We start from the raw sequence: 15026 nt of genomic DNA, 5'->3' as shown, positions 1-15026 counted from the left end.
AGGAAAACCCCCATGGCCGTGGCGTTAAGCCGTGTTACGCCTGCCGTTGTGCAACGACTCCAGGTCCCGATGCAGGTACTGCTCTACGCGGGACTGTTTGTTTTCGCGGAATATCTTGTCGGCTGGCTGCATCTGCCGCTGCCCGCAAATCTTGTCGGGATGCTGCTGATGCTGACGCTTATTCTGTGCCGCGTGATCCCCCTTAACTGGGTGCGCGCCGGGGCGCGCTGGCTGCTGGCGGAGATGCTGCTGTTCTTTGTTCCTGCCGTGGTGGCGGTGGTGAACTACGCCCAGCTGCTGATGGTCGACGGCTGGCGAATCTTTGCCGTTATTGCGCTGAGTACGCTGATGGTGCTGGGGGCGACCGCCTGGGTGGTGGATAAAGTGTATCGCTTTGAAATCAGCAGGCACAAACATGACTAACTTTCAGATCAGCGTCTTGTGCCTGATTGCGACGCTGGCGATCTACTTTGCCAACAAGCGGCTGTATCGTCGTTTCCATGCCCTGCCGCTGATGCCGCTGGTCTTCACGCCGATCCTGCTGGTGCTGATGCTGGTCTTCGGCCACATCTCCTGGCAGAACTACATTGGCGAATCCCACTGGCTGCTGTGGCTGCTCGGCCCGGCGACCATCGCTTTTGCCGTCCCCGTTTACGACAACCTCGCCATTATCAAACGCCACTGGATGTCGCTCAGCGCAGGCGTGATCACCGCCACGGTGGTCGCGGTGTGCAGCTCCGTCTGGCTGGCGCGGCTGTTTACGCTGCCCGATGAAATTCAGCGCAGCCTGGCCGTGCGTTCGGTAACCACACCGTTTGCGCTGGCGGCCGCCAAACCGCTCGGCGGACAGCCGGATCTGGTGGCGCTGTTTGTTGTCGTGACGGGCGTGTTCGGTATGGCGGTCGGCGATATGCTGTTCCTGCGATTGTCGATCCGTGAAGGGATGGCAAAAGGCGCGGGGTTTGGCGCGGCATCGCACGGGGCGGGCACGGCACGTTCGTATGAGCTGGGGCAGCAGGAGGGCGTTGTCGCGAGCCTGGTGATGATGCTTTCGGGCGTGGTAATGGTGCTGATTGCGCCGCTGGTGGCGTGGGTGATGTTTTAAGCTCCCCGGCCAGAATGACCGGGGAGAAAGGCTTAATGCGCGCGGCCCTGCTCAACGCCCAGGCCGGTTTGAGAACGGATAAACTGGGCGCGGAATTTCTCACGCTCCAGGTTACCCTCCGGCGAATTGTCGGTGGCCGAGAAGAACCAGATGCCGATAAACGCCACGGCGATCGAGAACAGCGCCGGGTATTCATACGGGAAGATAGCGCTTGCGTGACCGAGGATCTGCACCCAGATGGTCGGGCCCAGAATCATCAGGATCACCGCCGTCAGCAGCCCCAGCCAGCCGCCAATCATCGCCCCACGCGTGGTCAGCTTCGACCAGTACATGGAGAGCAGGATGATCGGGAAGTTACAGCTTGCCGCAATCGAGAAGGCCAGCCCCACCATAAAGGCGATGTTCTGCTTCTCGAACAGAATGCCTAACAGAATCGCCACGACGCCCAGCACCAGCACGGTGATTTTCGAGACCTTCAGCTCGTCGCGCTCGCTCGCGCCTTTGCGGAAGACGTTGGCGTAGAGGTCATGCGACACCGCAGACGCGCCGGCCAGCGTCAGCCCTGCAACTACCGCAAGAATGGTGGCGAAGGCCACGGCGGAGATAAAGCCGAGGAACAGGTTACCGCCCACCGCGTCGGCCAGGTGCACCGCCGCCATGTTGTTACCGCCAATCAGCGCGCCCGCCGCGTCTTTAAACGCCGGGTTCGCCCCCACCAGCATGATCGCGCCAAAGCCGATGATAAAGGTGAGGATATAGAAGTAACCCATGAAACCGGTGGCGTAAAAGACGCTCTTGCGCGCTTCACGCGCATCGCTCACGGTAAAGAAGCGCATCAGGATATGCGGCAGGCCCGCGGTCCCGAACATCAGGCCGAGACCCAGCGAGAGCGCGGATATCGGGTCTTTCACCAGCCCGCCCGGGCTCATGATCGCTTCCCCTTTCGGGTGGACTGCCATCGCTTCGGTGAACAGGTTATTGAAGCTGAACCCGACGTGCTTCATCACCATAAAGGCCATAAAGCTGGCGCCGAACAGCAGCAATACCGCTTTGATGATCTGCACCCAGGTGGTTGCCAGCATGCCGCCGAACAGGACGTACATCACCATCAGCACGCCAACCAGCACCACCGCGATGTGGTAGTTCAGGCCGAACAGCAGTTCGATCAATTTACCCGCGCCCACCATCTGCGCAATCAGGTACAGCGCCACCACCACCAGCGAACCGCAGGCGGAGAGGGTGCGAATCGGCCCCTGCTTCAGGCGATAGGATGCCACGTCAGCGAAGGTGTAGCGTCCCAGGTTGCGCAAGCGTTCGGCAATCAGGAACAGGATGATTGGCCAGCCGACGAGGAAGCCGAGGGAGTAGATCAGGCCGTCATAGCCGGAGGTGTACACCAGCGCGGAGATCCCGAGGAACGAGGCGGCGGACATAAAGTCACCCGCGATTGCCAGCCCGTTCTGGAAGCCGGTAATGTTGCCGCCAGCGGTGTAGTAATCGTTACGGGAGCGCACGCGTTTCGACGCCCAGTAGGTGATGTACAGCGTCAGCAGGACGAAAATCAGGAACATCACAATGGCCTGCCAGTTGGTTGGCTGGCGCTGGACCTCGCCGGTAATGGCATCCGCCGCGTGGGCGGCAAAGGGAAGCGTGGCGGCGAGCGCCGTCAGAACTCTCTTCATGATGCTTTTACCTCTTGCAGTACCGCTTTATTAAGTCGATCGAATTCACCGTTCGCGCGCCAGACGTAGACGCCTGTCAGCAAGAATGAAATCACAATCACGCCAATGCCAATCGGAATCCCGCGCGTCACGCTGGTCCCCTCGTGCAGCGGGGTGCCCAGCCAGTGCGGGGCAAAGGCGATCAGCAGAATAAAGCCGACGTAGATAACCAGCATGATGATGGAAAGGATGAAGGCAAACCGTTGCCGCTTATCGACGAGCTCCCTGTAGTGCGCACTATTCTCTATCTGCTGACAAATATCGTTATTCATCACAGAGTCTCCAAAGGTAAGGTAGGTTTGTTTTTAGTCCCCTCTCCCCTTTGGGGAGAGGGTTAGGGTGAGGGGAGGAAGGGGCGGTCTGATGCCCTCACCCCGGCCCTCTCCCACGGGGAGAGGGAGAAAACACTAGGAAGGCATCGCGATGGCCTGCTTCTCTTCGAGCAGTTTTTCCACCACGCCAGGATCCGCGAGCGTTGAGGTATCACCGAGGTTGCTGGTGTCTCCAGCCGCGATTTTGCGCAAGATACGACGCATAATTTTGCCGGAACGGGTTTTCGGCAGCGAGTCGGTCCAGTGCAGCACGTCCGGCGTCGCCAGCGGGCCAATCTCTTTACGCACCCAGTTGCGCACCTCAGCGTAGAGCTCAGGCGACGGTTCTTCACCGTGGTTCAGAGTGACATAGGCGTAAATCGCCTGGCCTTTGATGTTGTGCGGAATGCCCACAACCGCCGCTTCGGCAATCTTCGGATGCGACACCAGCGCCGATTCAATCTCAGCGGTGCCCAGACGGTGGCCGGAGACGTTCAGCACGTCGTCCACGCGCCCGGTTATCCAGTAATAGCCGTCTTCGTCACGACGCGCGCCGTCGCCGCTGAAGTACATGTTTTTAAAGGTCGAGAAGTAGGTCTGCTCGAAGCGATCGTGATCGCCGAACAGGGTACGCGCCTGACCCGGCCAGGAGTCAGTGATCACCAGGTTGCCTTCGGTGGCGCCTTCCAGCGGGTTGCCTTCGTTATCCACCAGCGCAGGCTGCACGCCGAAGAACGGACGGGTTGCGGAACCGGCCTTCAGCTGCGTGGCGCCCGGCATCGGAGTGATCATGAAACCGCCGGTTTCGGTCTGCCACCAGGTGTCCATCACCGGGCATTTCTCGTTGCCGATTTTCTTCCAGTACCACTCCCAGGCTTCCGGGTTGATTGGCTCACCCACGGAACCGAGGATGCGCAATGAAGAGCGGTCAGTGCCTTCGATGGCTTTATCGCCTTCCGCCATTAATGCGCGGATCGCCGTTGGTGCGGTGTAGAGAATGTTGACCTGGTGTTTATCGACCACCTGACACATACGCGCCGGGGTCGGCCAGTTTGGTACGCCCTCAAACATCAGCGTTGTTGCGCCACAGGCCAGCGGGCCGTACAGCAGGTAGCTGTGTCCGGTAACCCAGCCCACGTCGGCGGTACACCAGTAGATGTCGCCCGGATGGTAGTCGAAGACGTATTTGAAGGTGGTGGCCGCATAGACCAGATAGCCGCCGGTGGTGTGCAGAACGCCTTTCGGCTTACCGGTGGAGCCGGAGGTATAAAGAATGAACAGCGGATCTTCTGCGTTCATCTCTTCCGGCTGATGCTGGTCGCTCGCTTTCTCAATCAGGTCGCTCCACCAGAGGTCGCGCCCCTCGTTCCAGTCGATTTTGCCGCCGGTACGCTTCAGGACGATGACGTTACTGACCGTTTTGACGTTCGGGTTTTTCAGCGCTTCGTCGACGTTTTTCTTCAGTGGGATACCGCGCCCGGCGCGCACGCCTTCATCGGCGGTGATCACCAGTTTTGAACTGGAGTCGACAATACGGCCCGCAACCGCCTCTGGCGAGAACCCGCCGAAAATCACCGAGTGGATCGCGCCGATACGCGCGCAGGCCAGCATGGCCACCGCCGCTTCCGGCACCATCGGCATATAGATAGCGACCACATCGCCTTTTTTAATGCCCTTTTCCAGCAGGACGTTGGCGAAGCGGCACACGTCGCGGTGCAGCTCTTTGTACGTAATATGTTTGCTTTGCGAGGCGTCATCGCCTTCCCAGATGATGGCCGTCTCATTCCCGCGCTCGGCGAGGTGACGATCGAGGCAGTTCGCCGCCAGGTTCAGGGTGCCATCTTCATACCATTTAATGGAGACATTGCCGGGCGCAAAGGAGGTGTTCTTCACCTTCTGATAAGGTTTGATCCAGTCAAGGATATGGCCCTGCTCACCCCAGAAGGTGTCCGGGGCGGAGACAGATTGCTGATATTTCTCGTGGTACTGCTCCGGGGTGATCAGGCAACGGTCCGCAATATTTGCGGGAATGTCGTGTTTATGTATTTGGCTCATGGCTTTTTTTCTCCTTGTAAGATGTTAATAATATGTCGCAAAAACGTTAATTGTAGGGGCTTTACAAGCTTTGTTTATTATTTGGGCTACAGATCACGCATTGTTTGAAGAGTATGAAAATTGAGCGAATGAAACTTTGAAGGAAAATAATTGATGCTGACGATTATTCACATTTATGTTTAAAAAAGCTTTTTTATAACAAAAGGTTATTTATCAGAATTAGAACAAACTCCCGTCATCATCGCTTTTGTGAGTGAAACGCGTCGTTCTTTAAGGCTTGCGCAACAGGTCGCGCAAATGATACTCATACGCCGCGTTAAAAAATCCCATAAACCAACGCAACACAATTCATACCCTTTCAGTATGTCTCCATATTCATGCAGTTTGAGTGAATACGGCGCTTCATTGAGGAAGTCAGTTTCTATGAAAAACGTTAAAGTCAGCCTTGCCTGGCAGATCTTAATCGCCCTTGTGCTGGGCATCCTGCTGGGCAGTTACCTCCACTATCACAGCGACAGCCGCGAATGGCTGATTGCGAACCTGCTTTCACCGGCAGGGGATATCTTTATTCATCTGATCAAGATGATCGTGGTACCGATTGTGATCTCGACGCTGGTGGTCGGTATTGCGGGCGTCGGCGATGCGAAGCAGTTAGGTCGTATTGGTGCGAAAACCATTATCTATTTCGAAGTGATCACTACGGTTGCGATTATCCTTGGTATCACGCTGGCGAACGTGTTCCAGCCGGGTTCCGGGATCGATATGTCGCAGCTGGCAACGGTGGATATTTCGAAATACCAAAGTACGACCGCTGACGTGCAGAGCCATGCGCATGGCCTGATGGGCACTATCCTGTCGCTGGTGCCGACCAACATCGTGGCGTCAATGGCGAAGGGCGAGATGCTGCCTATCATCTTCTTCTCGGTGCTGTTTGGTCTGGGGCTCTCTTCCCTGCCTGCGACGCACCGTGAGCCGCTGGTGACCGTGTTCCGCTCTATCTCCGAAACCATGTTCAAAGTGACCCACATGGTGATGCGTTACGCGCCGGTAGGGGTGTTTGCGCTTATCGCGGTGACCGTGGCGAACTTCGGTTTTGCCTCCCTGTGGCCGCTGGCGAAGCTGGTACTCCTGGTGCACTTCGCCATTCTGTTCTTCGCACTGGTGGTGCTGGGGATCGTGGCGCGCCTGTGCGGGCTGAGCATCTGGATCCTGATTCGCATCCTGAAAGATGAGCTGATTCTGGCGTACTCCACGGCAAGTTCTGAGAGCGTGCTGCCGCGCATCATTGAGAAGATGGAAGCCTACGGCGCGCCTGCCTCTATTACCAGCTTCGTGGTACCGACCGGCTACTCCTTTAACCTGGACGGTTCGACGCTGTACCAGAGCATCGCCGCCATCTTTATTGCGCAGCTGTACGGCATTGACCTGTCGCTGTGGCAGGAGATCGTGCTGGTGCTGACGCTGATGGTGACGTCCAAAGGTATTGCAGGCGTTCCGGGCGTCTCCTTCGTGGTGCTGCTGGCAACGCTTGGCAGCGTCGGTATTCCGCTGGAAGGTCTGGCGTTTATCGCCGGTGTCGACCGTATCCTCGACATGGCGCGTACCGCGCTGAACGTGGTGGGGAATGCTCTGGCGGTGCTGGTTATCGCCAAGTGGGAACACAAATTCGATCGTAAAAAAGCGCTGGCGTATGAACGCGAGGTGCTGGGTCGTTTTGATAAGACGGCCGACCAGTAACATCCTAAGCCCGGTGGCGCTGCGCTTACCGGGCCTACGGGTTTTGTAGGCCGGGTAAGGCGAAGCCGCCACCCGGCACTTTACTCCCCGCTTAACGCATCAAACTCTTCGCATCCCGTATCAAACCCTTCAGTGCAGCTCAGGTTCAACCAGTACAGCGCTTTCTGTTTATTGGGCGTGATAAAGCCTTTCTCTCCCTGCCTGAACAACATCCCTGCCCAGTACTCGGCGTAGCCGGTGCGTGAAAGTGCCGAGCTCCGCTTGAACCACGAGGCGGCCTGCACGTCGTCCTGGGCCACTTCAACGCCGTTGGCATAAATCAGCCCCAGCAGCATTTGCGCATCTACCGCAGAATCGTTATCGATATCTTCGGCCGCCGTTTGCAGCAGTTTGATGGCCTGAGGATAGTCAGTTTTACCTGCCTGAGTATTGACCAGCACGCGCGCCAGCATGATCGCGCCGCGTTTGCTGCCCGCGATGGTTGCCTGCTGCGCCAGCGCCTTAGCTTGCGCATAATTTCCCTGGGTAAAGAGGATTTGCGAGAGCAGCCCCATGGCGTCGACATCGCCACCTTTAGCGGCTTTCTCGGCCCACAGCGCGGCCTGCTTGCTGTCACCGGAGCTAAAGTATGTGTCGGCCAAATAATACTGGGCACGGGCGTCACCCGCTTCAGCCTGTTCTTTGTACTGGCTGCCAATCTCGTCGGCACGGACAAGCGATGTAAAAAGTAACAACAACAGAAAAATATGTTTCATGGGTTCTTATCATCGGGGTACACGCCGCGCAGTATAATCGCGGCGACAGAAGAAAAAAATGGGTGCATTAAGACCTCAGCATCCTGCAAGCCGGGCGGAACCTTGGTTCCGCCCGTAGAGGTTAGCCTGCGTTACAGGCTAATTTTGCCGCCACCTCCTGATGTTCACCCTTTATTGAAAACTCGCATAACTTACCTCGAGTAATAAAGGTAAAGATCACTATCGTCAGGCAAATAATAAAGACAATGCCTAACGCAGTTTTTAATGGCGTCATGCCTTTTACTCCTTGTCAAAAAAAGAATAAGAGGCTACTCTCAACTTGTCGGAGTTGAGGGAGTAGCCTCGGGTAAATGAAAATTTCCCGGGGCTTTCTACTTTCTGTCCCTCAACAATGCTCAAGACAGAAAGTCTTAAGCACCCGCTGCACATCTTATCCCTCTGGATTAAAATGCAAAGATGTAATTCTTTTTCGCGAAAATTACATTATTTCTGCGAGCTGCTTTCCAGAATAATAATTGATGTATTTTATGGGTTAAGCGGAAATAAAAAGGGAGTGAATATCTCACTCCCTTTATTCATCGTTTAATTAACGGCTTCAACCCATTGCGCTTTCGCGCAGTCGGGCTTTCAGCTTGTTATATTCGTCAATGACGTACTGTTCTGCAGCGTGCTGATCCGCAATCGGCTCCACGCGTACGGCGCAGTATTTATACTCCGGCGTTTTGGTTATCGGGCTTAGGTTCTCCGTGACCAGCTCGTTACAGGCGCCAATCCACCACTGGTAGGTCATATAGACCGCCCCTTTGTTCGGACGATCGCTGACCTGCGCGCGTGTGATGATCCGCCCTTTGCGCGAGTTCACCCACACCAGCGCTTCGTCCTCAATGCCGAGGCGCGCTGCGTCGGCGGTGTTGATTTGCGCGTAGCCCGGTTCGTCCGCCAGCGCCGCCAGCGCGGCGCAGTTACCCGTCATCGAACGACAGGAGTAGTGGCCCACTTCACGCACGGTGGAGAGCACCATCGGATACTCGTCGGTGAGTTTATCGATCGGCGCGACCCAGTCGCAGGTGAAGAACTGCGCCAGCCCGTTCGGGGTGTCGAACTTCTCTTTAAAGAGGTATGACGTCCCCTGATCGGCTTCTGACTCATCGCGACACGGCCACTGGATGTACCCCAGCTCACCCATTTTTTCATAGGTTGCCCCGTAGAAGTCTGGACACAGATTGCGCAGCTCGTCCCAGATCTCCTGAGTGTTGTTGTAGTGCATCGGGTAGCCCATGCGGGTGGCTATTTCGCTGATGATCTGCCAGTCCGTTTTCAGATCCCACTTCGGCTCGACCGCCTTAAAGAAGCGCTGGAAGCCGCGGTCTGCCGCCGTGTAGACGCCTTCATGCTCGCCCCAGGAGGTCGACGGTAAAATCACATCCGCCGCCGCCGCGGTTTTGGTCATGAAGATATCCTGGACAATCACCAGCTCCAGATCCTCAAACCCTTTGCGCACGGCAGACAGCTCGGCGTCGGTCTGGAGCGGATCTTCACCCATGATGTAGGCCGCACGCACTTCGCCGTGCGCCGCGCGGTGCGGCAGCTCGCTGATGCGATACCCGGTGTGTTCCGGCAGGCTTTCCACGCCCCAGGCCTTCGCGAATTTCTCGCGGTTTTCCGGGAACTTCACGTACTGGTAGCCCGGGTAGGTGTCCGGCAGCGCGCCCATATCGCAGGCGCCCTGAACGTTATTCTGCCCACGTACCGGGTTGACGCCGACGTGCGCTTTACCCAGATTGCCGGTCAGCATCGCGAGGCTTGTCAGAGAACGCACGGTTTCCACACCCTGATAGAACTGGGTCACGCCCATTCCCCACAGGATGGCGGCGGTTTTCGCCCCGGCATACATCCGTGCCGCCTGGCGGATCTCCTGCGCGCTGACGCCGGTGATTGTTTCCACCGACTCTGGCGTATAGCCTTCGACAATTTTCCGATACTCTTCAAAACCTTCCGTACGGGTCGCGACAAACGCCTGGTCGTACAGGTTCTCCTCAATAATGACGTGTCCCATTGCGTTCAACAGCGCGATGTTCGAGCCGTTTTTCAACGCGATGTGCATATCCGCAATGCGCGCGGTTTCAATTTTGCGCGGATCGCAGACGATGATTTTCGCCCCGTTCTGCTTAGCGCGAATAACGTGGTTCGCGACGATAGGGTGAGAATCCGCCGGGTTATAACCAAAGATGAAGACGAGATCGGTGTTATCTATCTCGTTGATGGCATTACTCATTGCGCCGTTACCGACCGACTGGTGCAGACCTGCAACCGATGGGCCGTGTCAAACGCGAGCGCAGCAGTCGACGTTATTGGTTCCAATAACGGCGCGCGCGAATTTTTGCATCACATAGTTGGTTTCATTCCCCGTCCCGCGTGAAGAGCCGGTGGTCTGAATTGCATCCGGGCCATACTTGGCCTTGATGGCGCTCAGACGCGTGGCGACGTAATCCAGCGCCTCGCTCCAGGAGACGGCTTCCAGCTTGCCGCCGCGCTCGCGGCGGATCATAGGGGTTTTCAGGCGCGGGGTGAGGATTTGGGTATCGTTAATAAAATCCCAGCCGTAGTAACCTTTCAGGCATAGCGTGCCCTGGTTGGTTTTCCCCTGTGCGGCCTCCGCCCGGACGATTTTGCCGTTATCGACCACCAGGTGGATCTTGCAACCTGAGGCACAATAAGGGCAAACCGTGACGACTTTTTTCATCAGTCTGCTCCAGTTAATCGAATCATTCGCACCCACTATGCAGCTTCTATGCCATGTTTTTTGTATGGGTATACCCTGACTTTACGGTCCCTTCGCGGTGAAAACCCTGACAAAAAGCAGCCAATCGTCAAAATTGACGTGTCGACAGGACAGCGGATGTGACATGGGTTGAATTTCCGTCACTGAAAAAACCATTTGACTGGAGCCGACGGCAGAATGGTTCAGACTTAACATAATCCCCTGACGGAAGCATACGATGAAACCGGCGATCCTGGTGGTTGATGACGATACGGCAGTCTGCGAACTGCTTCAGGACGTGCTGAGCGAGCACGTCTTTAGCGTGCTTGTCTGCCATAACGGCCAGGATGCACTGCGGCAGGTACAGCAGGAGCCGAATATCGCGCTGGTGCTGCTGGATATGATGCTGCCGGACATCAACGGCCTGCAGGTTCTGCTGCAGCTGCAAAAGCAGCGACCGGCGCTACCGGTTGTGATGCTAACCGGGCTGGGCAGCGAGTCAGACGTGGTGGTGGGGCTGGAAATGGGGGCCGACGATTATATTGGCAAACCGTTCAACCCGCGCGTGGTGGTCGCCCGCGTAAAAGCGGTATTGCGCCGTACGGGCGTGCTGGCTGCTGAAGTCCCGGCAGCGCCCGTCGCGGGCATTGCTTTTAACGGATGGACGCTCGATACCACCCGCTGTGAGCTGAGCGATCCTCAGCGTAACCCTGTCCCCTTAACCCAGGGCGAGTACGGCCTGCTGCTGGCGCTTACGCAAAATGCCCGTCGGGTGCTGAGCCGTGACCGGCTGCTTGAGCTGACCCACAGCGAAAGCGCGGACGTGTTCGATCGCACGATTGACGTGCTGATCATGCGCCTGCGCCGGAAGATCGAGGCGAATCCGCATCAGCCTGCGCTCATCAAAACCATCCGTGGGCTGGGCTATGTTTTTGCCACCGATGTTTCCCATAGCGAGAAAGCGGCCTAGGTATTCTCTTTGATAAACAGCTGCAGCTCGGCCAGCGTTTTCGCGCCGTCAATCGCGTTGGCGGCCAGCAGGCTTGCCCGCGCGCAGGCATGCGCCAGATAAATGCTCTCCGTGAGCGGCAGCGATTCATGGCAACCGTATAAAAACCCCGCGCAAAACGCATCGCCCGCGCCAACGCTGCCGACAATGTCTTTTTGCTCCAGTAACCATGAGGGGATCCAGCGGCCTTGCTCACCCGGCGCTTCTCCCCACGCGCCTTCCGGGCAGTGGATCACCACCCGCTGACGCACGCCTGCCGCCAGCAGCTGCGTCGCGGCATCGGCAATATGGGCGATATTCAGCGCATCGTCGCCGTCGCGCATCTCCAGCCCGCTAAACTCCCCGGCTTCCAGCTCGTTAATCACCAGATAATCCAGATGGCGCAGGGCAGGGAGCACCAGCGGCTGATAGCGCGGGTCGCCCTTGCGGGACACCAGATCGAGCGACGTTTCATACCCCTGGTCGCGCATCTGCGCCAGCAGCCGCGCGCTGCGGGTGCCAAATTCGTCATCGGGCATATCCAGGCTGTCGAGCAGCAGCAGGTAGCCGAGATGGAAGATCTTCATCGATCCGTCTAAGCGATCGAAGGCGGGAAGATCCAGCAGGCGGTTGGCGCCCGGCGAGTGGAAGAAGGTGCGCTGTCCGCTGGGATCGGTCATCACCTGCGACATGGAGGTCGGGGCAAAGGTGGTGCGCTGAACCCGCTGGCGGTTGACGTGGTACTGGTCGAGCATCGCCAGAATGTAATCCCCGTCGCCGTCTTCGCCAATCAGCCCCACCGCCTGCAGCGGCAGGCCAACGTGCATTTTCGCCAGCGTCAGCAGCACGTTGAGCGGCGCACCGCCGGTTGAGCGTTCGCTGTGGGTGATTTCCGCCAGCCAGCCGCGCTCCGGCCACTGCACGATCTGGTGGACGTGATCCACCAGCATGTTGCCTGCGGCGATGATGCCTTTGCGTTCCATTATGCCTGCCCCGCGCTGCCGAAGATGCGCATCTGTTCGGCGACCGTATCGGTAATTGCCTCTTCTATCCCCAGCAGCAGCTCGGCAAACTCATCGTACAGCGGCTGGCGGTTCGCCATGCGCTGATCCACAGCGGCGAGTGCGGCCTGCGACATGCCGGTGTAGAAGTTGATTTTATGAATGCCGAGCTCGATGGCGCGGCGGAAGTCGGCATCGCTAATCCCTGAGCCGCCGTGTAAAACCAGCGGCAGCCCCGTCTGCTGGCGAATGGCGTCCAGGCGTGGAAAATCGAGTTTCGGCTCGCCCTTGTATTTGCCGTGCGCGTTGCCGATGGCAACCGCCAGCGCGTCGATGCCGGTTGAATCGACAAATTCACGCGCCAGCTGCGGGTCGGTAAAGAACGCTTCATCCGCATGCCCGTACAGCGCGCCGCCTTCATCGCCACCGACCGCGCCCAGCTCCGCCTCCACCGACACGCCGACCGCGTGGCACATCTTCACCACCTCCCGCGTCTGGCGAATGTTCTCCTCATAGCTCAGCGTAGAGCCATCGAACATCACCGAGCTGAACCCTAAGCGCAGGGCGCGCACCACCGCCTCGAAATGCAGGCCGTGGTCGAGATTGAGCACCACGGGAATATCGTGACGGGCAGCCTCGAATTTCACCGCTTCGACAAGCGAATCCAGCGACACGTACTTAAAATGCACTTCGGCGATGTTGATGATAAACGGCGAGCGTTCCTGCTTCGCGGCGGCGAACAGCGCGCGCAGGAAGTGGGAGTCGAGCACGTTAAACGCGCCCAGCGCGTAGCGATGCGCCCTGGCGTGCTCCAGACCGTCGGTAAGAGAGATCAATGGCATCATTTACTCCTTTATATCCGAAACAGGTTGTACTCGTTGCACAGTACCAGCAGCGCCGGTTCGTCTTCTTCGATGTTGTTATAGCGGGCAATGGGCTGCAAAAAGTGGTTATCGTGCTCGTCGTCGTTTACCGATGACACCTCCCCAACCAGCACGTCACCAAAGCCGCGTTCGCCCCAGAAGCTGTGGTACAGAGTGGGTGTCAGGCAGATGCTTTCCCCTGGTGTGAGGCGCAGCTGGCTGCCGGGCGCGTGGGTCTGACGACAGCCGTCGACGGTGACCGTCACGTCGGTGTTTTCCGTCTCTTCATGCGCCCCGGCATTCCATAACTCAATAATCAGATTCCCGCCGCCCCGGTTGATGATGTCTTCCCGCTTGCGCCAGTGAAAATGCATCGGCGTCACCTGGCCGTCGCGCACGTGCATAATTTTTTCGGCATAGCACTTTTCATAAGGCACGCCGTTGGGCGAGCCGTTGCGCAGGGTAAACAGCGTCAGGCCCTCAGCGGCAAAGCTGTTGCCGCCGAACGCCGTCACGTCCCAGCCGAGCTTGAGGTCGAACACTTCCTGCCATGCGGCCTGGTCAAGCTGCTGCCATTTTGTGGGCGGGAAGCTGGCAAACGGCGGGAGATGCACGTCGTGCATGGAAAAGAACTGTCGCGTGTGGCCGAGAATTTCATTGATGTCGGAGCGTTTCATGGGGACTCCTGGAATTTTTTGCCGCCCGGCCCTCTCCCACCGGGAGAATAAGTTCCCTCTCCCTGTGGGAGAGGGTTAGGGTGAGGGCATCAGGCCGCACAACCGTTACTTAACCGTCCAGCCCTTATACGTGCCGACGTTCTTTTTATCGATCATCGTCACCGGGATCAGCACCGGCGCTTTCGGCGCAGGTTTGCCCTGTAGAATGTCATAGCCGATCTCCACCGCTTTTGCCGCCATTACCTGCGGATCCTGCGCCGGGGTTGCGACAAACAGCGAGTTTTCGCGCTTCAGCGCTTCCTCACCGTCCGGGCTACCATCCACGCCGACAATAAAGAACTCGTTGCGCTGAGCCTGCTTCGCGGCCAGATCGGCGCCGATCGCCGTCGGATCGTTAATCGCAAACACGCCGTCGATCTTCGGATTGGCCGCCAGCAGGGAGGTCATGACTTCCAGACCGCCTTCACGACTGCCCTTGGCGTTTTGGTTATCCGAGAGCACCTTGATATCCGGATGTTTTTTGAATTCCGTCTGGCAGCCTTCCACGCGGTTTTGCACCGCAGAGACCGGTGGTCCGTTGATGATCACCACGTTGCCTTTGCCTTTCAGGCGGTCGGTAATGTACTTACAGGCTATTTCGCCCGCCTGGGTGTTATCGGAGGTGATGGTCGCATCCGCTCCTTCCGCCGCCACGTCAACCGCAACGACCACGATCCCGGCGTCCTTCGCGCGCTTCACCGCCGGGCCGATCCCTTTGGAATCCGCAGCGTTGAGGATGATCATGTCCACCTTCGCGGCGATGAAGTTATCGATCTGCGCCACCTGCTGGCCCAGATCGTAACCGCTGGAGACCAGCGTCACCTTGACGTTATCGCCAGCCAGCTTGCGCGCTTCCAGCTCGGCACCTTTGGTGATCTGCACGAAGAACGGGTTGGCCAGGTCGCCCACCGTCACGCCGATGGACTTCAGATCTTTTGCCTGCGCAAACGGCGTTGCGGCAAGCAGTGCGCCAGCACAGAGCGCGGTCACTAACGGTTTCAAACGCATAGGGT

At 57.8% G+C, this 15026-nt stretch carries 14 protein-coding genes; 4 read left to right on the top strand and 10 right to left on the bottom strand.

Going from position 1 to position 15026, the window contains the following annotated elements; all coding sequences use genetic code 11:
- Nucleotides 1-12: 12 nt before the first annotated feature.
- Both P346_RS01785 and P346_RS01790 read left to right on the top strand, forming a co-directional pair.
- A complete protein-coding gene (locus P346_RS01785) occupies nt 13-423 on the top strand; it encodes a CidA/LrgA family protein (protein ID WP_032662570.1) in 411 nt (136 codons plus the stop codon).
- Nucleotides 416-1105 carry an LrgB family protein gene (locus tag P346_RS01790; protein ID WP_023310063.1) on the top strand — a complete coding sequence of 230 codons (690 nt, stop codon included), beginning with the start codon at nt 416-418 and terminating at the stop codon, nt 1103-1105. The genes P346_RS01785 and P346_RS01790 overlap by 8 nt, the downstream gene beginning before the upstream one ends.
- A gap of 32 nt (nt 1106-1137) precedes the next feature.
- Here the strand turns inward: P346_RS01790 and actP are convergent, their stop codons facing one another.
- The 3 genes from actP to acs all read right to left on the bottom strand — a co-directional run bounded on the left by actP (nt 1138) and on the right by acs (nt 5192).
- Nucleotides 1138-2787, bottom strand: a complete 1650-nt coding sequence (gene actP / locus P346_RS01795; RefSeq protein WP_032662568.1) for a cation/acetate symporter ActP — start codon at nt 2785-2787, stop codon at nt 1138-1140.
- On the bottom strand, nt 2784-3098 hold the full coding sequence (locus tag P346_RS01800) for a DUF485 domain-containing protein (protein WP_023310065.1): 315 nt from the start codon (nt 3096-3098) through the stop codon (nt 2784-2786). Before P346_RS01800 ends, actP begins: the two co-directional genes overlap by 4 nt.
- Nucleotides 3099-3233: 135 nt before the next feature.
- Complete coding sequence (acs, locus tag P346_RS0122015) at nt 3234-5192, bottom strand: acetate--CoA ligase (protein ID WP_032662566.1); 1959 nt, start codon at nt 5190-5192, stop codon at nt 3234-3236.
- Between the two features lie 423 nt (nt 5193-5615).
- On the opposite strand from acs, the gene gltP reads away from it, so the two are divergent.
- Nucleotides 5616-6929, top strand: coding sequence for a glutamate/aspartate:proton symporter GltP (gene gltP, locus P346_RS01805; RefSeq protein WP_023310067.1), 1314 nt, complete (start codon nt 5616-5618; stop codon nt 6927-6929).
- Between the two features lie 80 nt (nt 6930-7009).
- Here the strand turns inward: gltP and P346_RS01810 are convergent, their stop codons facing one another.
- The 3 genes from P346_RS01810 to fdhF all read right to left on the bottom strand — a co-directional run bounded on the left by P346_RS01810 (nt 7010) and on the right by fdhF (nt 10427).
- Nucleotides 7010-7684 (bottom strand): tetratricopeptide repeat protein, encoded by a 675-nt coding sequence (locus tag P346_RS01810; RefSeq protein WP_029740746.1) that lies wholly within the window; start codon nt 7682-7684, stop codon nt 7010-7012.
- A gap of 121 nt (nt 7685-7805) precedes the next feature.
- Nucleotides 7806-7958, bottom strand: coding sequence for a Hok/Gef family protein (locus tag P346_RS01815; RefSeq protein ID WP_032644722.1), 153 nt, complete (start codon nt 7956-7958; stop codon nt 7806-7808).
- A 321-nt stretch (nt 7959-8279) separates the two neighbouring features.
- A complete protein-coding gene (fdhF, locus tag P346_RS01820) occupies nt 8280-10427 on the bottom strand; it encodes a formate dehydrogenase subunit alpha (protein ID WP_084492174.1) in 2148 nt (715 codons plus the stop codon).
- A gap of 256 nt (nt 10428-10683) precedes the next feature.
- Here fdhF and P346_RS01830 point away from each other — a divergent pair, with 256 nt between their 5' ends.
- Nucleotides 10684-11415, top strand: coding sequence for a response regulator (locus tag P346_RS01830; protein WP_032662562.1), 732 nt, complete (start codon nt 10684-10686; stop codon nt 11413-11415).
- On the opposite strand, the gene P346_RS01835 is transcribed toward P346_RS01830, so the two are convergent.
- The 4 genes from P346_RS01835 to P346_RS01850 form a co-directional block, all read right to left on the bottom strand.
- Nucleotides 11412-12416 (bottom strand): carbohydrate kinase family protein, encoded by a 1005-nt coding sequence (locus P346_RS01835; protein ID WP_032662560.1) that lies wholly within the window; start codon nt 12414-12416, stop codon nt 11412-11414. The two genes, P346_RS01830 and P346_RS01835, sit on opposite strands and share 4 nt — an antisense overlap.
- The gene (locus P346_RS01840; RefSeq protein ID WP_032662559.1) at nt 12416-13276 is read right to left on the bottom strand and encodes a ketose 1,6-bisphosphate aldolase; all 861 of its coding nucleotides are present in this window, start codon (nt 13274-13276) and stop codon (nt 12416-12418) included. Before P346_RS01840 ends, P346_RS01835 begins: the two co-directional genes overlap by 1 nt.
- Nucleotides 13277-13287: 11 nt before the next feature.
- Nucleotides 13288-13974, bottom strand: a complete 687-nt coding sequence (locus P346_RS01845) for a D-lyxose/D-mannose isomerase (protein ID WP_032662557.1) — start codon at nt 13972-13974, stop codon at nt 13288-13290.
- Between the two features lie 105 nt (nt 13975-14079).
- Complete coding sequence (locus P346_RS01850) at nt 14080-15021, bottom strand: ABC transporter substrate-binding protein (protein WP_032662556.1); 942 nt, start codon at nt 15019-15021, stop codon at nt 14080-14082.
- Nucleotides 15022-15026: the final 5 nt, after the last annotated feature.

Origin of the sequence: Enterobacter sp. DC1 (assembly GCF_000568075.1) — a bacterium.
Taxonomy (GTDB): domain Bacteria; phylum Pseudomonadota; class Gammaproteobacteria; order Enterobacterales; family Enterobacteriaceae; genus Enterobacter; species Enterobacter asburiae.
This window is presented reverse-complemented; position numbering and strand designations above follow the sequence as displayed.